Origin of the sequence: Streptomyces humidus (assembly GCF_014649655.1) — a bacterium.
Lineage (GTDB): Bacteria > Actinomycetota > Actinomycetes > Streptomycetales > Streptomycetaceae > Streptomyces > Streptomyces humidus.
Map to the genome: position 1 here is coordinate 149,442 of NZ_BMTL01000009.1, position 22,923 is coordinate 172,364.

The window sequence follows — 22,923 nt, forward strand, 5'->3', positions numbered from 1 at the left end:
CATGGCGATCCAGGCCTCGAAGCCGGTGAACAACATGCTGTTCGTCCTCATCGGCGAACGGCTCATCCAGGCGAACGAGGACCTGGCCCGCGAGAGCCACGCGCCCTACCGGAAGCTGGCCAGGAATCTGGACGAGCTGTCCGACCTGATCGAGAAGTCGATCGGCGGCGCGGCCCGGGCGCTGCCGCCCCAGGCCGGGCAGAACTACGTGCGCGCGATGCGCATGTTCGTGGACCAGGGCGGGGCGGCTCCGCTCCAGCAGTTCTCCCGGCGGCTGGACGAGGTCGCCGACAACAGGGTGAGGACCTCCTACCAGATCAAGGAGGCCAAGTGGCAGATCATCGCCGAGGTGATCCGCCTCATGGTCGAGCTGGTCGTCGTCTTCGCGCTGTCGGTGTTCAGCGGCGGGGCGGCGGCCGGCCGGGCCGCCGTGGCCAAGGCGCGCAGCCGCGTCGTGATCCTCACGCTCATGGACACGCTCATGCGGCACACCCGCATGCTGCCCATCCTCAGCGAGGCGCTGGAGGAGGCGTTCCAGTCGTTCGCGGTGCGCCTGGGCATGATCGCCTTCACGGAGGGCGAGTTCAGCCCCAAGGGCTTCGACTGGAAGCAGATCGCGCAGGACGGCGTCTTCGGCGCGTTCGCGGGGGCGTTCATCGCCCCGATGGCCAAGGGCAGTCAGGGCGTCTTCGACGCGTTCAAGAAGAGCTTCAAGGGGACGTCGGCGGTCAAGAACGTCGCCGACGACGTCATCCCCAAGATCGGCAAGAAGTCAGGTCCCCCGGTGCACAATCACGTGCCCGGACAGAACCCCGCAGGCAAGACGGTCACGGGGCCGGCCGTACCTGTCGAGCCGGCACAGGGGCGGCACCTCTCGGGCGGCAGCCACGCCTTCGGTGAGGCGGGCGGCGAGTCCCTGGCCGAAGTGCTCGGCGGCGGGCTCTTCTACGGCAACTGGTCCACGTCCCCGGACACGTTCGTCGGCGCGGGCCTGAGCAACCGGTCCGAACACGTCCTCCACACGGGCGCCGTGGGCTCGGGCACGTGGATCAACACCAAGTTCTCCGTCGACCAGCCCGCTGCCACGGTCAACGGGCCGGACGCCGGCCCGGGCACCGGCGGCGAGGACAAGGACACGACCGGGAAGGACGCCCGTCCGGGCATTGCGGGGAGCGGTGGGTCCACACACGCCGGCGACGGACCGTCGGACCCTGTCGTCCCCGTTCCCACCGTCAGCGCCGGTCCCACGGTCCCGGGGAGCCTCGACACGGGAACGCGGCCCGCACCCGGGGCCGAGGGCCCCGCCGCTGCCTCGGACGGCTCCACCGGCCTCGGGGGAACCTCGGTTCCGCAGGCCGCCACCCCGACGACGCCGTCCTCGGCGGCCCCCGCGAGCCTTACGCCGAGCACGAACACCACGAACGTCCCCGGCAACCGCCCCGGCGCCGGCCAGGGCGAGAACCCCGACGGCACGCCCGCGCACGACGCCGGAGCCGGGGAGACCGACCCGGACCGGACTCCACCGCTCGCGCCCACAGCGGTCACACCCGCCGCCGTCACTCCCGTGACGGCCACGCCGCCGGCCACCACGCCCACGGACGTCCCGGCCGAGGCGCCGCACTCCGGTACGGCTGCCCCTCAGCCGGCCCCCTCGGGCGACCCCGCCCACGCCCCCGCGTCACGGCCCGTGCGGACCGTCTCCGGGGACCCGGACACGGCCGGGGACCGTGAGCACGACAGCGACACCGACAGCGATGCCGCCGTCGGCGAAGAGGGCGCCGACGGCCCTGTGCGGACGGTTTCGGAGACCTCCGCGGGCTCCGTCCCGTCGACCGGGCCGACCCCCGGCCCGGTCAGCACGGACGGGCAGTCCACGGACCGCACTCCCCCTCTGGTCCAGCCCGTCCCCGCCGCCGCGCCGCACTCCGCCCCGACGGCTGCCGCGCCGGCCGCCACAGCCCGGCCCACTGCCGGAGCGCAGACGGTGCCCAAGACCCCTGGGGAGGCAGACGGGGCGGCCCCGGCCCAGGAGGCCGCGGACCCGGTCCAGACGGTGGGCGGGAACGCGGCGGATCCGGCCCACGACGCCCTGGCTCACGACCCCCTGACTCACGACGCACCGGCCCAGGACGCACTGGCCCACGGTGAGGACGCCGGTGCGGTGGCGCCTGCCGGACAGGTGCCCACCGTGTCCGGAGCCGTCGCGGGACCCGCGGCCGGCGCCGATGACGGACGGACGGAGGAGCGGAGGCCCGACCGGCCCGACGTCTCGGAGTCCGACAGCGACACCGCCGTGTCCGCCGGCCCTTCCGGGCGGTCCGTCAAGGGCGAGGCCACCGCGGTCACGCCCGTGACCGTGGAACCTGCCGCGCAACCCGGCGGCGGGGGCAATGCCGACGGGCAGGAGCCGGGTGCGCTGTGGGGGGCGGGCGAGGTGCGTTCCGAGCGGTGGATTCCCTACCGGGCCGGGCAGGGGCCGAAGGGAGAACATCTGGCGGAGGCGTTCGAGTTCGGGTTGAAGGACGGGTCACCCGTGGTGCGGCGGGGGCCCGACAGTTCGGGAGAGCGGACCGATGTCGGCTACGCATGGGAACGGCATCGGGGAAGCACGCCGGAGCAGGACACCATCCGGCTGACCCGCCGTGTCCTTCTGGTTCCGAAGGACGGTGTGAGCGAGGCCGAGGTCGCCGAGGTCCGCAAGACGCTCGTCCGGGGCCTGGACCGCCTCGTCAACGAGCCGGGCCACAGGCTGCCGGCCCTCCAGGACCAGGGCGACGACCGGGGAGAGGCGGGCCCCCGGCTCCAGGTCACCGTCGAGTTCGTCACCTCCGGGGACCGGGCGCACACCGTGGTGGACGTCGTCAAGGGAAGGCCCGACGACGACGAGCCGATGAGACAGAACGAGTGGTACACCGACGCTGCCGCCGACAAGTACGTTCACGAGATCGTTCACGGCCTGGGTGTGCGTGATGGCAGGGACGGAGCCGACCCGCGGGTCCTGCTGACGCCGGGTGGTCACCGCCCGCAGGACGTCCCCGATGGCCATTACGACTTGATGGACCCGTACCAGGACGGCAAGAAGGCTCTCCTGACCTCCGATCACCTGCGGCAGATCGCCGACGTCCTGACCCCCTACCTCCACCAGAACACGGTCGGCGCCACGTCGGCTCAGGGGGTGATGGTCACGGCTTCGGACGCGGTCGCCGCGTCCCGTTCGGAGAACGCGCCCGATGCGGCGGCTGCGGAGGAACCCTCAGGCCGGCGCGGTCCGGATGTCGCCCCGGCGATGCGCGATGCACGGAGAGCGGGAGAACAGGGCGAGGGCGTGGCCGCCCGGACCGCGGGCGAGGGGCAGGCGGTCGCGCATCCCGGTGCGCTTGACGGACGACCGCCGCAGGGTCTGCCGGACTTCACTCCGGGGGAGCTCGACTTCCTCGGGAGTGACGAGTTCCTCGGCCGGCCCCAGGAGTCCTCGGGTACGAACGGGGAGCCTGCAGGGCCTGTTGCGCCGCAGGCGCCCGCGGCGGGCGTTTCGACCGTGGCGGGTACGGCGGCCGACGGGCACAGCCCGGCGACTCTCCTCCAGGCCGAGGTGCGCTATGCGCGGCACAGTCTGGGATCGTTCCAGGCCGTGGCCGACATCGTCGGTGCCAGCATGCCAAGGGTGCAAAGTTGGGAGAGCGGCCGGACTTCGACGCTGGACGTGGTCCATGCTGAGCGGCTCCGCGCGTTGGTCGACCTGCTCCAGGAGCACGGCCGCACCGGCCCCCCCAGCGGTGAGGAGGTTGACGCCTGGGTCAGCAGCAGCTGGAGCCCCCTCCAGTCCAAGGTGGTGCGCCTGAGGGAACGGCTGCGATCGGACAAGGGCGTGGCAGAAGTCCTCGGCGTCCACGTGAGCGTCGTGAGCGCTTACCGCGTCGGCGATATCCGGAACCCGGCTAAGGCCATGGTCGACCGGATCGACGCGGCATTGGCCCTGCTTGATGAACCCGGCCGTACCGGCACGGTCACCGCCGCCGACGTCACAGCACGCGTCACGCCGTACGACGCCTACGGCAAGCTGGCTGACCTGGAAAAGTGGCTGGGGTCGGCGAGGGCCGTGGCCCGGGAGCTCAATGTGCATAGAGCGTCGATATCTGACGTCCTCAGAAGCGACAACCCAGGGGCGGACTTCGCTGATCGGCTCGATGCGGCGCACAGCATGTACCTGGAGCTGGGGCTCGCCGATGTCATCACCGTGTCCCAGGCGAGCGTGCGGTATCTGGTGAACCGGCTGGGGTCGGACAAGGCCGTGGCCGGCATACTCAAGGACCACGCGGAATTGGTGCGGGGCTACAGGCGCGGCGAACCTCCGGGGCTAGGCGTTGCCGAGCGGATCAAGGCGGCGGTGGCCTTGCTCAAGGAACCCGGCCGCACCGGCCCGGTCACCGCGGATGAGGTCACGGACCGGGTCCGCAGCAGCTGGAGCCCTCTCCAGTCCAAGACGGCGCGCCTGCTGGACTGGCTGGGATCGCGCGAGGCCGTGGCAGACATCCTCCGTATCAAGGTGAGAGACGTGGACCATTACCGCTTCGGCGGTGTCACGAACTTGTCGCCTGACATCGCCGATCGGTTCGACGCGGCATTGGCCCTGCTTGCGGAACGCGGCCCCAGCGGCACGGTCACCGCCGCCGACGTCACAGCACGCGTCACGCCGTACGACGCCCGCGGCAAGCTGGCTGACCTGGAAAAGCGGCTGGGGTCGAAGAAGGCCGTGGCCAGAAGCGTCGGTACTGGGCCCAATACCGTGAGGAGGTTGATGTCCGGTGAGCTCGCTGCTCCGTCCATGCTCGACAGGGACCGAATCGATGCAGCGTACGAGTCGGTCCGCGATCGGCTGCGGGTGTTGGGCGTCGACTTCGGTGACAGCGCCGAGCAGCCTGTCCAGCTCACCGGAAACGAGCTGGATTTCTTCGGGGACGCGCAACCCACGGACGGTACGCAACTCGAAGAGGAGGGGGAACGTGCCGTCCGGTCAGGGCCGCCTCACTCGCCGCACCCCGGTGACGAAACAGGGGGCGAGCAGTGGCTCATCACTGAGGACGATGCCGACTTCCTGACGGGTGATTTCCAGAATCTGTTCACCGAGGACGAGGCCCTCTTCCTCAGCGAACAGTGGCTGCAGGCGTCGTCCCACGAGTCCGTGAGCACGACGGGCGAGGAGCACGTCCAGCCCGGCACGACCCGGCCCGCCACAAGCCGGGCCGCCGAATCCACTGAGGGACGGCCTCCGGCGAAGCAGCGACGGCTGAACGACCGATCCGGTGCGGACGAGTCGCAACTGGACGAGTGGTTCGAGCAGCCGGGTGCCGTCGAGGACCTGCTGGACGATCTGGCCGGCAGCGGCCGCCCGGCCGATACGGCGGGCACGGGGGACACGGCGAGCGACGTGGCGCCGGCGGTGGACTACACCATGGTGCACGGCGACGACTTCGATCTCTTCCCTTACCCGGAGAGCCGTGCGGGCGAGCAGGTGTGGCGGTTCTCGGATCTGCCGCCGGAGCAGGTGTTCCGGGAGGGTTTTCGTCCGTACGACCCGGGCAATGCGGTGCCGATCATGGAATGGGTGACCGAGAACCCGTCGGCGCAGTTCGTGGGCACGACCCGCAACCGCGAACTGTGGTACGGGGACCGCCGGTACCGCTACCAGATCGACCCCGCCCGTAACCCGGACCCCACCGGTATCGACGTCAACGCGACGATCGACATGCAGCTCGACGAGCAGGAGATCGCGTTCACCGGCCCGATCACTGCCCAAGCCGTGGTCAGCGTCTTCGACCGGGAACTGCACCGCACCGGCACCTGGAACCCGGGCACCGAGTCGGTCGACTGGGCCGGCGGTGAGCTGTCGGCCTCGGGTGAGGTACGTAGTGACCGGTGGATTCCGTTCGGCGGTGAAGGGACGCGCGAGGCGTTCGAGTTCACGCCCGCTGCGCCCGGCGCCCGCACGGTGACCCGGCTGGTCGACGGTGAGCTGGTCGAGTTCGACGCGCCGTGGCTGGTGGACCGCCCGAGATCTTCCGGCGAGCGGACGCAGGCCGGTTACTCCTGGGCCCGCTACCGTGGTGCGACCCCCGCCCAGGACACCGTCCACTTCACCCGCCGGATCCGTCTGGCCACCCAGGACGCATCGCCCGAACAGGTCACCGTCCTGCAGAACGGCCTGCGCGCAGCCCTGGACGACCTGGTCAACCAGCGCGACTACCGTCTGCCGGCGCTCCAGCCCGACCAGGTCACCGGTCCTTCCCTGCCGGGGCCGCTGCTGCGGGTGGAGGTGCGGTTCGTCGGCTCGGAGGAGCAGGCGGACTCCGTCGTCACCGTACGTGGTGGTCTGCCGCCCTCCGAGCGGTCGATGGTGCAGAACGCCTGGTACACCGGTGTGCATCCGGCCGCGTACGTCCACGAGATCGTCCACGGCCTCGGTGTCCGTGACGACGACGCCGACCCGCGCGTCCTGCTGACCCCCGGCGGCCGCAGCGAGCAGACCGTCGCCGAGGGCGAATCCAGCCTGATGGGCGCCTTCACCGACCCCGCACACCAGGACTTCGTCCTCACCACCGACCACCTGCAGCAGATCGCCGACGTCCTGACCCCCTACCTCCACCACACCACCACCGCCCCCGCCGTCGAGCCGGCCACTGCCACCGACACGGAGCCCGCCGCTGCCTTGCGCACCGAGTCGAGCACCCCCGCCGAGGCGGACACCGTACCGGCCGTGGACCTGACCAGGGTGCCTCCGAACGAGCGCGACCACCTGGTCGTGGGCCGCGAGGAGCGGGTGTGGCGGTTCTCGAACACGCCACCGGGGGTGGTCTTCCAGGCCGGGTTCACCGCCGACTCCCCGGATCCGGTCACCGCGTCCCCTTCCCAGGACGCGGCGGACAGGCTCGGCCGGGGCGGTCAAGATGCCGCGCCCCCGGAGGGAGAACGGGCCGTCGACGCCGAGGAGGCCTCCGCATGGGACGGCCTGATCGGGCGTCTGCGGGACATCTGGGGGCGGATCGTCGGGATGCGGCGGGCCACGGCCGCCTGGGCCGGGCGGCTCTGGCAGGCTGTCAGGAACTGGCTGCACGGCTCGGTCCCGGACCGGACGAGGACGCAGCAGGAGGCGGAGCCGGAGGCGGCAGGGGGGCCGGAGCCGGTGCCGGAGGCGCCGGTGCCGGGCTTTCCCGGCGCCGTCGAGATCGCCCGCGGCGAGGTGGAACCCTCCCCGGTCCACCAGGTCCATGACCCTGCGTACTGGCGCCGTTGGGTCGGAGCAGCCGACGGGACGCTCGACCTCAGGCGCTTCGAGGTGCGGCAGGACCAGTCGTCGGAGTCTGGGTCGGTCACGCGCGTGGTGATGCGCATAGCGCTGGTGCCGGCCCCCGGAAGCGGGGCGTCCGTCTCCGAGGACGGACTGCGCGAACTCGAGGACAGAGCGCGGGACGGCGTCCGCCAATGGTTCAACGACAACCTGCTGTGGCTGCCCGACGGGCAGAGGTTCAAGGTCGACCTGGAGTTCGTCCCCACAGCCGAATCCGCTCACCATGTCGTCGCCGTGCACGCGGAGCGGAAGGGGCCGGACAGCGAGAACTGGGGACTCGACACCGGCTCCGACCTGCTGGCCCACGAGGTGGGCTACCTGCTGGGCGCTCCGAGACCTGACGATTGGCGGGTCTGGGTCGGGGCAGACGGGGGAGTGCTCGACGTACGGCGCTTCGAGGTACGGCGGTACCGGTTGCCGGGGGGTGACTTCCTCACGCGCGCGGTGGTCCGGATCTGGATGATGAATCGCGGCGGGCAGGACCCGCGTCTTTCCGGGGAGGAGATGCGCGCGCTCGCCGCGCGTGCGCAGCAAGGCGTCGACGAGCTGTACAACGTCGGCTCGCGCCTTCCCGGCGGAGACCTGTTCCGGGTCGACCTGGACTTCGATGCCGATTTCACGTCCGTTCGCCACCCTGTCGGGGTGCACCGCACGTACGAGCGGGCCAACCACAGGAACTGGGGCCTCGGGACCCCGTCGCACGTGCTGGCCCACGAGGTGGGGCACCTGCTGGGCTTCGACGACGAGTACCGCGAGAGCCACGCCCGGGGCGGGCGTACCGTCTACCACGACGGGAACCTGATGGGCGGCTACGGCGTGGACAGCCGAGGGCGCCAACTCGTCGACGCAGAGCACCCGGACGGCATTGTGGGCCTCGGCCGGAAGCGGATCGCCCCCCGCCATCTGCGCCAGATCGGAGCGGCCGTCGAGTCCGTCCTGGCGACCGCACGGCTGCGGATCGACCGTCAGGTGGCCTTCTCCACCGATGACTCGCTCCGGCCCCGCGCGGACGGACTGCCGGCCCGCGCCCACTTCTCCCTGGAGACCCGGCAGGCCGTGCTGTACGGAAAGCCTCGTGTCTCAGGTGGTCACCTGCCGCCCGGCGGCATGTCGGCCCGTGTGCGGCCGGTCGCGCTGGAGGGGACGACCCACGCCAACGGGACCTTCCGCGCCGAGTACCCGGGGCTGCCTGTGCGGCGGCCGGAGGCGTCGACCGGCTCACACCCCCTCGCCGGCGACCTGCACATCCGCCGACGGGACGAGACGACGCGCGGACAGATGATGTTTCCGGCGCACTGGACCGAGGACGACGCCGTCTACGCCGCCGAGCAGGCATATCTGCATGCCCTGCGCGCGGACGAGGTCCGGCCTGTCGCCGACAGACCCGGCGCTCACGTCTGGACCGGTGAGTACGACGGAGTGCGTATCACGGGGGAATTCGTCAACGGCGCCTTCACCGGCTTTCGTCCCAGTGACGACCAGCCCGACACGGACGCCCCCGCGTCACCCGGGCCGGCACCGGCCCGTGCCCGGACAGGACCGGAGTTCGGGCAGCGGGTCGAGGACGTGGCCCGGTACGGCGACAGAAGCACGCGGACCGGCGCCTACCACCTGCCCAAGGTCAGTGCGGCGGATCGGGCGCGGAAGCATGGCGTGTTGGTCATCCCCGGCCTGAAACACGACAACGGCACGTACCGGGCCGAGGTCCGGTTCCTCGACCCCGCGGTCCGCGTCGGCACCCGCAGGGCGGCCGCTCTGCGCCACTGGCGTTTGCACCAGGACGGGGACCGCCACGTCATGTTCCCCGACAGCTGGGCACCGCACCGGCTGCTGGACGCCGTCGACGGCGCGTACTCCGAGGCCGTCGCCGCAGGAGCGGTCCGGGAGTCGGCCGTACCCGGCACGCACCACTGGGTCGGCTGGAGCGGCGACATCCGTGTCGAGGGCCTCGAACGCGACGGTCAGCACCTCGCCTACCGGCCCACACAGATGCAGCCGTACCGCAGGTGGCCCTACCACGTGCCGGTCGGCGAGGAGTCCGTCCCGACCGGATCGTTCACCCGCGAGGGCCGTGTCTTTCCCTTCTCCGCCCGGCACGTGCTGTTCCGCAACGGTCAGCACGGTATCGACGTCGAGATCCGGATCCACGTGACGGTCGCACCCGGCGACGGCAACCCCTCGGTGGAGAACACCTGGTACACACTGCAGCGCCAGGTCGCGGCCGGCTCCGGCCTCTTCGCGTACGAGGTTCTGGCGGACCGGGCGGACAGGCCGCTCGTCCGTACGTCGTTGGTCAGGGTCCACAGCCCTGAGAAAGCGCACCACTCGCTTCCCGCGCACCCGGACGACCTGGCCGCGTTCTCGGACGCGGTCCTGGAGACGCTGCCGGACCGCGTCGAACTGCGCGCTGTCGCCGAGGAACTGCTGGGCCAGGAGACACCGGCGGCCGTCGCATGGCGGCCGGCCGACCGCATCGACCGGGACGGGGCGCAGGACGCCCTGCGTGACGCCCTGGACCTGCGCGAACTGACGGACCCCTTCGCGCGGCCCACCACTCTGCGTGAACCCGATCCGTCCGATGCCGGCCCCTGGTCGCAGGAACGGGGCCGCGTCCGCCGCCCCGAGGAAGAAGCCAGTGGGCCGACGGAGCCCCGGACCGTCCATCCGAGCGCGCCCACCGGCCCCGTACCGACGGAGGGCCGGGAGGCGCCGGCCTTTCCGGGTCCGGGTATGAGCCGGGCCGGCGACGACAGCCCCCGCAGCGACGAGGACACACCCGGCCTCGACACGGGACGGACCTGGCGCTCCGGCGCGCGCTCGGCCCCTGCCGAGGGCGCGCCGAGCACGGCGGAGGGCGCGGGAGACGCCCGGGACGCCGGGCCCGGGTTCGCCGACGGTGTCGAGATCGGCCGCGCCACGATCAGGCCGGGCAGAGCGGGACGGTGGGTCGGTGCGCCCTACGGAGGCTGTCTCGCGATCCGGCATTTCGAGGTGCGGCGCTACCGGCTCCCCTTGGGCGAGTTCGCCTCTCGGGCCGAGGTCCGTCTGTCTCTCATGCCGATGCCGAATGAGCGGCCCATCACCGACGAGGAGCTCGCCGAGCTGAGGCAGCGCGCCCGACAGGGTGTCGACAGGCTGTGGAACACCGGCCACCGGCTGCCCAACGGGGACGTCTTCCAGGTCGGCCTGCGGTTCGTCACCGACTCGGATTCCCCGCATCACATCGTGAGAGTGCGCCGCGACAGCGAGCGGTCGTCCCACGAGGACTGGGCGCTCGGAGCGAAGCCGTTCGTGCTGGCGCACGAGCTTGGACACCTGCTGGGCCTCGAGGACGAGTACCGGGAGTTCGACCGCAACGGCTGGCGTGCCCTGTACGAGGACGAGGGCCTGATGGGGGCCTTCCTCGTGGACGACCGAGGCCGCCCCGCTGTGGACAACGACCACAACTCCGGCGTGGCACAGGGCCGGATGCGGATTCCTCCCCGGAATCTGCGCCAGCTGGGGGCGTGGATCGAGTCCGCCCTGAAGACGGCCGGGCGCCGGACCGAGTCGGAGGTGACCTTCTTCACCGAGGACGCGCTGCGCCCGCGCCCGGACGGCCTGCCCGCCCGCGCCCACTTCGCTCTGGAGGTGCGCAGGTCGGTGCTCCACGGCGAGGCCCGAACCGGTGGCGGCGGACGCGTGACGCCCACACCCGCCTCGGACCGGCCCCGGCCCGTCGCACTGGAGGGCACGGCCAACGGCAACGGGACCTATCGCGCAAGGTACCCGGGCCTGCACGGGCGGACGACGGGTGACGACCGCGCCCTTCATACCGACGCCGGCGATCTCGCCCTGCCGTCACAGCCGGACCGCGGGCTGATGATGTTCCCCGCGCGGTGGACCGAGGACGACGCGGTCTACGCCGCCGAACAGGCCTACCTGCACGCCCTGCGGGAAGGCACTGTCCAGGCCGTCCCGAAACGGCCCGGTGTCTATCAGTGGACCGGCGAATACGACGGCGTACGGATCGAGGGAGAGATCTCCCGCGGCGTCTTCACGGACTTCCGCCCCGGCGACGACCAGCCCGGTACTCCTGTGCCGTCGGACGAGGCACCCTCCGCGCCGTCGGCCGACGAGGCGCCCTCCGCTCCGCCGGCCGACGAGGCGCCCTCCGCTCCGCCGGCCCGCACCGACAGCGGTCCCGTCATCGGCCGGCGCGTGGAGGACCTGGTCCGTTACGGCGACCGCCGCACCCGCACCGGCGCCCACCACGCACTCCGGATGCCGCCGGAGCATCAGAAGTACTTCTACGGTCTGGAGGTCAGTCCCGGCAGGGAACACCACAACGGCACGTACGACGCCCAGGTCCGTTTCCTCGACCCCCGGCTTCCCGTGGCCCAGCCGCTTCGTGAGGGCGAGGAACCGAGGTCACCGTATGGGTACTTCGACTGGGCCCCCCACGTGGACGGGGAGCCGCACGTGATGTTCCCCCGGGAATGGCGACCGGACCGGCTGCTGGCCGGCGTCACGCACGCGCACGCCTCCGCCGTCGAGGCGAACCTGGTCAGGCCGGCCGACGACCGCGGCACGAAACACTGGGTCGGCATGGCCGCAGACGTCCGCATCGAGGGCCTGGAGCGTGACGGCCGGATCCTCGTCTTCCGGCCCACGCACGTCCAACCGCACACCGGCTGGCCCCGATACGGTCCGGTCGGTGAGGCGGCTGCCGAGCCCGTGACGGTCGACAGCCGCGGCCGGGTCCTTCCCTTCGACGTCCGGCACGTGCTGTTCGCCAACGGACAGCGCGCCATCGAGCTGGCGGTCCGGGTCCATCTCGACCCCGCTCCCGGAACCGATGTCGCACGGATGTACGAGAACTTCGGCAGCGTCCGCACGGCGCTGACCAACTTCTTCAACCCGGCGATGAACCGGATGCGGTCGGACGGTGCTCTGGTCCGGCTGTCGCTGGTGCACACCGACGGCGCCGAGCAGGCACATCACTCATTTCCCGGGGTCGAGGACTCCAAGGCCGCCATGTCCAAGCTCCTCATCGGGGTGATGCCGGGCGACAGGACGATGCGCGAGCTGGCCGAGCGACTGCTCGACGGCCCGGTGCCGCGCCCCGACGCCTGGACGCCGACCGCCGGCGGATCTTTCCACCTCGGCCGGGCCGTCCACCGGCTCGCACTGGCCGACCCCTTCAGCACGCCCACCACACTGCGTGAGCCCGACCCCTCGGACCGGGGCGACTGGCTCCCTCGTGTCGCCCCCTCGGCCCCGCCGTCGGACCTGATGGACGACGAGGCGTGGGCCGACGGCGGACAGGACGCCGCGCCCATCGCGCCCGCCGCACCGCCCGCAGCGCGTTCCGGTCGGACCGAGGCGGTGCACGGCGAGTCGTCGCTCCGCGATCCCGACCCGGCCGCTGTGACGGCGTTCGGGCAGGAGACGTCCGCGGCGGACGGCCTTGCCCGCGAGCGAGCCCGGTTCGAGCAGGAACTCGGGGCTCACTATCACGCCGACCCCGCAGCGCTCGAGGCCGCCCGTTCGGCCGTGACGAGGGTCCGGCAGGTGCTGCGCGCCGCCTACCCGCACTACTCCCCGGAGTTCATCGACTCTGCTTTCCTCAGTGCCGACACGACCGCTGACGGTCAGGTGGGTCGCAACCGGAGCGGCCCCGACACCGAACGGCTCGACGAGCTGATCGAGTCGGGCACGGTGCGCGAGCTGATGACGGCCTTGTTCAACGCCATGGGGAAGAAGACCCTGTACGAGCGGGACCCGCTGGTTCCGTCGGTGACCCATGTCATCGAGCGGGTTCTGGGCGCAGGGTCCGGAAACACCGATCCCTCTCACGGCGTCAGGAGGCGCGCCGAGCAACTGGGGCTCGACGGCGAATCTCTGGCGGCCTACGCGGCGTTCGTTTACGGAGGACACGCGACGGAGTTCGAGCGGCGGGCCCTCGACGACCCGGCGATCCGCGATCAGGCCGGTCTTTTCGTCCGGAATCCCCTCGCCCTGGGCAACCTCGCCGCCTACAGCACGAGGGACATGCCGAAGGACCCTCTGGAGGTCGCTCACAGCCTCGCGTCCCGCGTCAGGCAGCCGGATGCCGGGCAGCCGGGTTCGAACAGCATGACACCGCGGGACTACGCGTATCTCGGTGTCCCGCTCACCGACCGTGAGAACGATCTCCTGTGGCTTCGTGGGGGAGCAGTGCCCCTGACGGGATTCACCCGCAGGGAGATACCGCTGGACACCCTGCGGTTCGATCCGGAGAGCGGCGAACCGCTCGTCGACCACATTCGTGACGAACCCGGTGTGGTGGGGGTCGAGATACGGCGCGGATCGCTGCCCGACGGGGTGTCGGCCCAGCAGGACCCGGAGGCTCCGGGTGCGGCCGCCCGCACGGACCTGAGGGTCTTCGCCGTCGTCCGGGAACCCATGGAAGCGCGGCAGCCTCGCGCGGGCGATCTGGTCTCCGCCGACGAAATGGGACCTGAACTGCCCCTGCCCTGGATCAACGGGGCCACGAAATACCACCTGGACGAGCAGTCGCCCTGGTACCGGCAGTGGCATGGGGACAGGGGGATGCCGCTGATCTCGGGAATCTCGGGAACGACGCTGCGCATGATGCGGGAGTTCCAGTGGCTGAACGTTCGGGGGACCCACGCCGTCGACTTCCGGAGCGCGTTGATGGGGTGGATGCTCCCCGGACAGGGGCATTCCCTCTACGAAATCATGCGCGCCTCCCATCTCGCCGATGTCTCGACGCCGCAGGAAGCGGCGGCGCTGGACGGCGATGTCACAGCCCTCTACGCGATTCCCGGACTTGTTCCGGAGCACCTGACGCCCCCCGGCCCGCGGGGCGCGACCGACGCCGACGGTGCCACGGAGCCCGGAGACGAGACCGAGCGCCGATCCGGATCCGGCTCGGAGTCCGGCTCGGAGTCCGGGTCGGTGGAGTCGGCGGAATGGGACCGGTACCTGGCTGACTCGGACGACTCGAGTTACTCGGACGACTCGGACGACTCGGACGACTCGGACGACTCGGACGAGGAGTCCGAGGAGTCCGAGGAGTCCGGCGAGTCCGAGGAAGCACGCGGAGCCGACGACGAGGCGCCGCCGGGAACGTCCGCCATGCGTCTGTCCCTCATCAGCACGGCGAGCGGCCTGTCCGAGGGCGACATGCCGTCCGGGCCGGATGCCGGGGTAACGGCGAGCGGCCTGTCCGAGGGCGACATGCCGTCCGGGCAGGACGCCGGGGAAGCCGAACGCCCCGCCGCGCCCGGGGACGGTTCCGAGGGGGCCACGGACGGGAGTGACCGGGCGGACGCCCTGGCCCGTATCGAGACGCAACTCGACACGCACCGCCCGCCCCGCGTGGACCGTTCGATGCCGGCGCCGGCCGCCGAGGACGGGCCGGTGGTCTTCACCGACGGCGGCCGGCTGCCCGAGTACCTGACCGCCGGATACGGCACGCAGGACAGCCGGGCCCGCAGCTACGGCCACAGCCGGGTCACCCTGCGCGGCGCCGGCCTGGTCGTGACGGAGATCGCCGGCCGTCTCGACGGCCGGAACGCCGGGCCCGGCCTGGAGGAGGCGCTCGACGACCTGCGCCGGGCGCTGGACAGCACGCCGCACGCCTTCGCCGGTGACGGCTACGAGTCCCCGCCCTACGGCGACGGGACGCGCCGGGTGCTGCGCGTGGTCACCCGCCCGCACGGCAACTGGGAGCGGTTCACCGACGTCCACGCCACCCCTGTCAAGATCGACGCCGCCCACCGGAGCCAGACCGGCGACAGCCGCGGCGGCGTGGCGGGCAGCAGGGTGAGGGGCGGGGCGGGCCTCCTGGTCGGCCCGCCGTCGGGGTGGGCCGGGTTCGGCCGCATCGGCGTCTCGGGGGGCGTCAGCAGGTCCCACGAGCACACCCTGCAGAACGCGACGCTGAGCCAGGTGGAGAGCCGTGCGGCGGAGGCGTCGCATCTGCACCTGGACGACGTGTGGTACGAGGTCACCGTCGTCGGTGCGGACGGATCCTCCCAGCAGCCGGGGGACCGTCTCGCCTTCTCGGTGCGCAACGGACTGACCGTGCGCCTCGCCGACAGCGCCACCTCCCCGGCCGAACCCGGGCGCGTGCCGCGGCGGATGGAGCTCGACGCGCGGGCCGACTACCGGCTGGTGCACACCGAGGGCTACGGACCGCTCAGGCCGCTGCGGGACCGGGTCGTGAACGCGGTCGACGTCCCGCCCGGCAGCCATGCCCACACGTACCTCTCCGCCTTCTTCAGCGCGGATCACTTCCAGCGGGCCGCCGACCGGCTGGCCCGAGGGAGCATTGCCACGCAGGTGCTGTTCGACGAGGAGGGTGCGCCCCTCGGCGCGTTCGTCGTGGAGCGGATCGTGCCCGGGGAGGCCGTCCTGCTCACCGAGAGCCAGGTCGTCGAAATGCGCAACACGCTCCAGCAGACGGCCAGGAACGAGCGGAGCTTCTCCCGCTCGTCCTCCCTTGGCGTCGAGGTCACCGCAGGTCCCAGCGCGGAACTGGGCTTCCTCGGGAAGGCGACGGCCGGAGGCGTCGTCGGCCGGGAGCACACGGTCACGGAGAGCGCCGGGTTCGGCGGTTCCGGCGCCCGCAAGATCGTCGGCCGGGCGAAGAACGTCCCCACGGTCCTCTACCACGTCCGCAAGACCGTTCGTGTGCGCCGGAGCGGCAGCGAGGAGGTCATCTCCTTCGAGACCTGGAGTCTGGACCGGATGACCCACACGGAGGCCCGCAGGCTGGCCGGCTGGGACGACGGCACCACCCTGCGCGCCCGGCACGGCAACGTTCCCCTTCCCCCTGCGTACCTGAGCGACGACCGCCCCGCCCTGCTGGGCATGAGCAGGCCCGAGGCGTTCGGCTGGGAGGGCGGCCGGGTTCCGGCAGACGCGTCGCAGGGCTGGCTGGAGACCTTCACCGACCGGGTGATCGGGGACGTGGCGCGGCGCTACCCCCGCGTCCTGGCGCCGCTGGAGGCGTTCACCACACCGGATGATGCCCGCTGGGGCAACCGGGAGCAGTTCGTCATGGCGCTGGAGAACACCCTGCGGGTGCGCAACGCCCTGTCCCACCACAGCGTCGCCGGCGGTCTGGAGGTGATCACCACCACCGGGCTCTCCATCGCCCTGGATGTTCCGTCCGCCGCCGCGACCCGCTCGCAGCTCACCCTCCGCATCGAGGGCGAGCTGACGCACCGCCGCTACGAGGGGACCCAGAACGACCTGATCCTGCGGAGCAGTGCCCCCGGTACGGACCGCCTCGACGGCTCCTCGGCGGTGAACCGCGCCACGAGCTGGGGCGTGGAGGCGCGGGCCGGTGTCACGGACCGCGCCGTCAGCTCGGCCCGCGTGATGTGGGGCCGCAGCCGGGGCCGCGGCACGCAGTACGGGGGCACCTTGTCCTTCGAGCCGCTGGCCGCCAGCGCCCGTCCGTCCCACCTGTACAGCTACCGGCTGAGCCTGACGGCGGCCGTCGAGGGCTTCGCCCGCTACCGCTCGGTCCCGCGAGCGCTGTCGCTCGGCATGCTCGGCGCACGGCCCCAGGAGAGCCACGACCTGATCGGGGGAGCGGCGGGGGCGCCGTTCACCGGCAGCGTCGTGCTGGCCGTACCGGACGAGCACACGCCCTCCGCCCTCGCTCCCGCCCTCGATCCGGTCCCCACCGCAGCTCCCGTTCCCGCCCCCGCCCTGGACCCGGTGCCGGAGGTCCGGACGACGGACGCCGACGCCGCTCAACCGCACGACACCACCGGCCCGAGGAGCCCGTCAGCCGACGGCACGCCGTCCGAGCCGTCCGAGCCGTCCGAGCCGTCCGAGCCGGAAGGGCAACCGGCGTCCGACGACCCGGCGCTCCGTTCCGGCCGGGCCGGCACGACACCCGCGCCCGGGACGTCCCAGGTCACCCCGGAGTCCCCGACGCGGGAACAACGGGACTCCGAAGACCCCGAAGAGCCCGAAGACCCCGAACAGCCCGGGGAACCCCGGGAACCCGGGGCGGAGACACCCGCTTCCGGCGAGCCGGGCACCCCGTCGGGGGGCCGGCCGGGGCCGTCCACGGAGCGTCTTGACCCGGTTCGGGCCCGTGCCCTCATGGAGGGCACACCGCCCCCCGACGAGGCGGGCGAAGACCGGCCGTGGGACGTGTTCCGCGGTCACGCCCACCAGACCGTCGGTGTGGGCTCGCCCCTGGCACTCGCCCGCGCCGCCCAGGACCTCATGGCCGGACTGTCCGGCGGCGCCTGGCACTTCACCCGGACCGGGGCCGTCCCGCACGACGCCATGGTGCGGCTGTTCCAGTCGCAGGCCCTCACCGGCGGTTTCGACCAGGCGTCCGGTCCGGCCGGCTCCCGGTCGGTGTTCTTCGCCGAGGGCCTGCTGCGGCACCGGGTCGGCGAGTTGGTGCACCATGTCCGGGTCCAGGAACTGCGCGTGGTCTCCAAGCCCGTCAAGATGGGCACCGAGCTCGCGATCGGCAGCGACCTGATCGTCGGGGGATCCGTCACCGCGGCCCGCAGCTTCGCCTGGACCCTGGCCGCGGGCGGCAGGGACACCACGCACCCGGGCGGCACGGAACTCGTCTCGACCTACGGCCTGCGCTACAGCCGCGGCCGCTCGAGCACCGAGACCACCACCGTGACGCGTACGGTCACCTGGGACGCCAACGCCGACGACGGCCGGCACAAGGTCCTGGTGGCCGGTGACACCCGGCACGACATCGCGGGCTCCGTCCGCATCGAGGGGCTGCTCCGCCCCGTACTCGCGCCCTTCGGCCCCGCCGGTCCGGCGGGCGTCCGGCTCACCCTCCCGGACAGTTACCTCGGCCACCTCGGCGAGAAGCAGGCCCACCGGCTCGGGCTGCTCCGGGACGGCCTGGGCACGGTGCCGCTGTACACGGCGCACGAGTGGACCATGGCCCCGTGGTGGCGCGAGCACTCGTTCGGCTCCTATCCGGTCAACACCCTGGACGCCACCCCGGTGCTGGCGGAGTTCGACCAGCGGCTGCGGGAGCTGCGGGTCAGGGAGGCCGACCGTGAGCGCGTTCGGTCCCTGGTGGCGCCCCGTGCCCTGCGTGCCCTGCGGGAGCAGATGACCGCCGGCGGCGCCACGGGGCGCACCCGGATCGGCCGTTGGACCCTGGGAGTTCCCCTGGGCAGCCGCGTGGCCGGTCTGCGGGTGGAACTGATCGCCGAGGAGTCGGAGTTCGACGGCCTCGACCACGGTGTGAACGTCGAGGACACCCGGACGGCGAACGTGACGCGGACGAGCGGCAGTTCGAGGAGCACGTCCAGGGCAGTCGGCGCCCTCGTCGGCCAGAGCACGGTGACGACCGAGGAGCCCGAGAAGGCCCGGCAGGGCGATGTGCTCTCGGTGCCGGCGACGTTCGACGGGTCGGTCGTCTCCGCCGGACAGACCGGGCGGAGCCTCTCCCGCACCCAGACCCGGACGCAGCGGTTCTACCCCCGCGAACCGCACGCCCAGTACCTCACCCGCTACCGGCTCCGGCTGACGCTGGACACGGGCCAGGGCACGCCGGTCTGGTCGGAGAACGCGATCGGGACGCTGCGCGAGTACGTACCGCTCAGCATGACCGCTCCGACGCCGCGGGCGCTGCCGGCGGACGACCCGCTCGGCCCGCCCGCGGTGGCCCCGCCGCCGCGGACCGTCACCCGGTGGACGCCCGGCGCCGTCGAGGGACAGGTCGACGCCTGGCGCTCCACCGAACTCCCGGACGGCACACGCGGTCCCTTCCGGCCGCCCGCCGTCGGCTGGATGGTGCGCAGGGTCGTCGGCCTGGACACCCTGCGGCAGGCCGCCACCCTGGCCGTGGGCGAGGCGTTCGGGGTCTCCGTGACCCCCGACGCCGACGGTCCGCTCGAACTCGCCGGCGCGCGGCTGGACACGGCCGCGAAGCGTGCCGCCGACACCAGGCTCACCCGCCCCGGCACCGCCGCGGCGCTCGCTCTCGACCAAGCGACCCGGGACGCCGCGCTGGCCTCCTTCTTCGACGAGAGCGGCACCGCCGAGGGCTACACGGTCCCCGGCCTGAACGACGCGCGGAGCGCGCACGGCGACTTCCGCCTCCACTCCCGGCCGGACCTGACCCGGGCCACCCTGCTCGCGGTGGTGCCCGAGAGCACGATGGAGGTCGCGGAGCGCGACAGCGCCGGGCAGGGCACCGTCCGGTCCCGCACGAGCGGCTACGACTCCGCTTTCGGCGTGCTGCCCACGCTGGCCGCGGACACCGTCGGATCCGTCGCTCCCACCGGGAGCGTCACGGGGCCCAACGTCTCCGGCACGGACCGCTGGATTATGGGCGCCGTGGACGGGGCCCAGCTCACCGAGAAGCCCGCGGGCCGGAGTTTCGTGTTCGCGGTCCCGACGAGCTGGCTCGGCGTCGCCGACGTGGAGCGCTCCCATCGGGTGTTCGGCCGTGTCCGGCGCGTCCGGGCCGTCGAGACGAGTACCCAGCTGATCACGGTGGTGCACGAGGACACGGCCCGCGAGCTGGGCCTGATCGAGGAGGCGAACTTCCCCGCCCGGGTGGCGGACGCCTGGGACCAGGTCACCAGGGCGTCCAAGGCCTGGATCGCTGCGGACGAGGCCTACTGGAAGAAGCGCCGGACCCTGGCGGACCAGCCGGAGGGGTTCCTGGGGCAGGACGGCGGCGAACCGGCCGGCGAACCGGTCGGCGCGGAGAAGCTGCGGCTCCTGCGGCCCCTGCTCGACGAGGCCGAGGCGGCCGCCACCGAGTTCCACCGGGTACGCGCGGCCGCCGACCGGCTCACCCGCTGGCACCAACTGCCGGCGCAGACACCGCGCCCCGGCGAGCCGGAAGAGCGCCAGGGCCTCACCGAGCCCCCGCCGGTGGTGTACCAGGCGCCTCCGTCGGCCGGGCAGGCCGGTGGCGCGCAGGCTCCCCGCTACACGCAGGCCGACGGCTCGCCGGACCGACTGGTCTCACCCGAGGGCGTCTTCTACACGGTCCACGACGTCCCCGCCGACGGCGACGCGTTCTTCCACGCCCTGGCCGAGGGGGTGCACCACACCTCCCCGGAGCAGGCCGAGGAGTGGACGGCGGCGGCGGACCGCCAGGAGATCGTGCGCGACCTGCGGAGCCGCCTGGCCGCCGAACTCGGCGATCCGCGCAACGCCGACCTGCTGGACTTCACGTCGCCCGACACGAGGGACGGGTTCGACGACGCGGAACTGCGGGAGAGCGGGGTGGCCTTCGAGGAGGGCACGCCGGAGCGCAGCGAGTTCGACGCCGTGAAACGGATGCCGTTGCACGCCGAGCTGCTCGCCGGGCAGCGCGCCGCTCTCGCGCGGGCCCAGCTGCTGCGCTCCGGCGACGCCGCGGACGACGCGGGCTGGGACCACGGCGCCGCCGATCTGCTGGCCGCGCTGGCCTCCCGGCACTTCGGGGCGCGCGTCACGGTCGTCGGCGCGGACGGCGCCTTCCAGGAGTTCACGCCGCCGTCCTCCGGCGTGCCGGACGGGGAGCAGGAGGCCCGGCCGCACGTCGTGCTCCAGCTGAGGGACCGGCACTACCGGCCGGCCCTCCCCGCCGCCGAGCCCCCGCGCACGCCCGCGCTGCCCGCCCCGCGGCCCGCGGCGGCCGCCGCCGCCGAGACCGGCGGGATCCCGGCCGGACGCCCGCCGCGGCCCGCCCACGCCTCCGTGCCGTGGAGGGCCGGATCGGGTGGCTGGCGCGCCGTCTTCCCGCCGGGACGCGCACCGTCGCTGACCGGCCCCGACGGCACGGTCCACACCCTGGTCGAACCGGTGGGCGACGGAAACGGCTTCTGGCACGCCGTCACCGACGGTCTGCCGGAAGCCGACGGCGGGTCACGCGCCCTGCCGGCGACCGGGCCCCGGCCGCCCCACCCCGGGGGCGACCGGAACGCGCCCGCCGGGGACGGCGTCTGGGACGACGCCGACGAGCGGGAGGCGGTCCGCTACGCGGCCGAGGTCCTCGGCGCCGACGTGACCGTCGTGAGCGAGGACGGGACGGTCGTGAGCCAGGACGGGACGGTAGGCGTCCGGGCCGGGGGCGACCGGCCGGCGGGGCGTCCGGTGGTGCTGTACCGCAGGGCGGGCGAGTACTTGCTGGCGCGACCCGACGGCGGTGCGGCCGGCGGTCCCGCGCCACGCCACGACGACTCCGGCACTGCCGCCACAACGCCCGTCGGCACTGCCGCCGTCGATACAGCCGCCGACACCGCCGCCGACGCCGAGACGGCCGACGCCGTCGACGAAGGCCTCGTCGAAGGCGGCGTCGAAGGCGTGCGTGACCCGGCGGCCGTCGCTCCCGAGGACGGGACCCCGGACGGTGCCGCTGATGACCGATCGGAGGACGCCGCCGCGCTCGAGCCCCAGGAGGAGCTCGACGCCGGGTCGCACCCGGCCCCTGACAGCGGGTGGGAAGGCGCCGGGGCTGTCGTGACGCCGCGGACGGCGGAGCGGGAGTACGGACTGCCGGTGAAGAACTTCGAGAAGTTCCGCCGGTTCGCGTCGGAACGCGGTCTGTTGATCGACGTCCGGCCCACGAACCCCGCGGCCCCCGGCTGGCTGGCCAGGGGCGCGCTGCCCAAGCCCAAGGAGATCAAGGCGAAGACGATCAGTGAACTGGACGTCGGTCTCGGCGCGGACCCCGACCACATCGGACTGGTGGGCTACTTCCAGCCGAAGGCGCCCGAGCGCACCTCCGACATGGACGACGACTCGTGGGGCCGTCTCCAGGCGCGTCACGACCAGCGGTCGCGGGAGTTCCGGGAGCTGGCGCCGGCCATGGCGGCACTGGAGGACGCGGGCACCTTCGTGGTCAGGGACGGTCTGGTCCTGGGCCGTGACGGCGCCGGCGCCGAGAAACCGATCACGGGCGACCACGACATCTTCGACATCTCGACGACCGGCGGTTCGAGGCTGACTCCCCGCTCGTACGACGAGCTCGTCAATGACATGCGGGCCGACGACATGGGCGTCATGCACGGGGCGCACATGTACTGGGCGGAACCCAGGTCGCCGTTCAGCGAGAGCGTGTTCCGGAAGATCAGGGATTCCCACCGGCCCGGCGGCGAGCCACTGCTGCGATTCCGTCCGGAGGACGTCAACACCCGTCTCGTATGGTCGGATCCTCAGGAGATCTCCCTTCCCGGACCACACCCGGCCGCCCGCGGCTCCGCACCGGAAGAGAGCGCGCCCGGGCCGGAAGCGCAGGACCCCGGCGCGGAGCTGGCCGCGCTGCTCGGCTCCGCGGAGCTGCTCGCCACCCCGGTGAGGCGCGAGGACGTGGCGGAACCGGACGACTCCCTGGAGACGAGGACCTGGTGGGACCTCGCGTCATGGCCGCAGCCGCTGAGCGGTCTCGGATTCGGCCCTGCGCGCCTCGAGCGCCTGCTGCGTCGCAACCCGGCTCTCTTCACCCCCGGGACGCAGGCCGCCTTCGCTCGGCTGATCGCCGACCGCAGGACGACCGAGCAACAGGAGCGCGACCCCGGACGTGTTCCGGACCCCGCCTGACGGCGCGTCCGGCAGGCCGGACACGCCGTCAGGCC

The 22,923-nt window shown here is 72.7% G+C and carries 1 protein-coding gene; it reads left to right on the plus strand.

Features of this window, described 5'->3' with window-relative positions:
• Position 1 precedes the first annotated feature (1 nt).
• A complete protein-coding gene (locus tag IE239_RS13015) occupies positions 2 to 22,888 on the plus strand; it encodes an EndoU domain-containing protein (RefSeq protein WP_190149424.1) in 22,887 nt (7,628 codons plus the stop codon).
• Positions 22,889 to 22,923 lie beyond the last annotated feature (35 nt).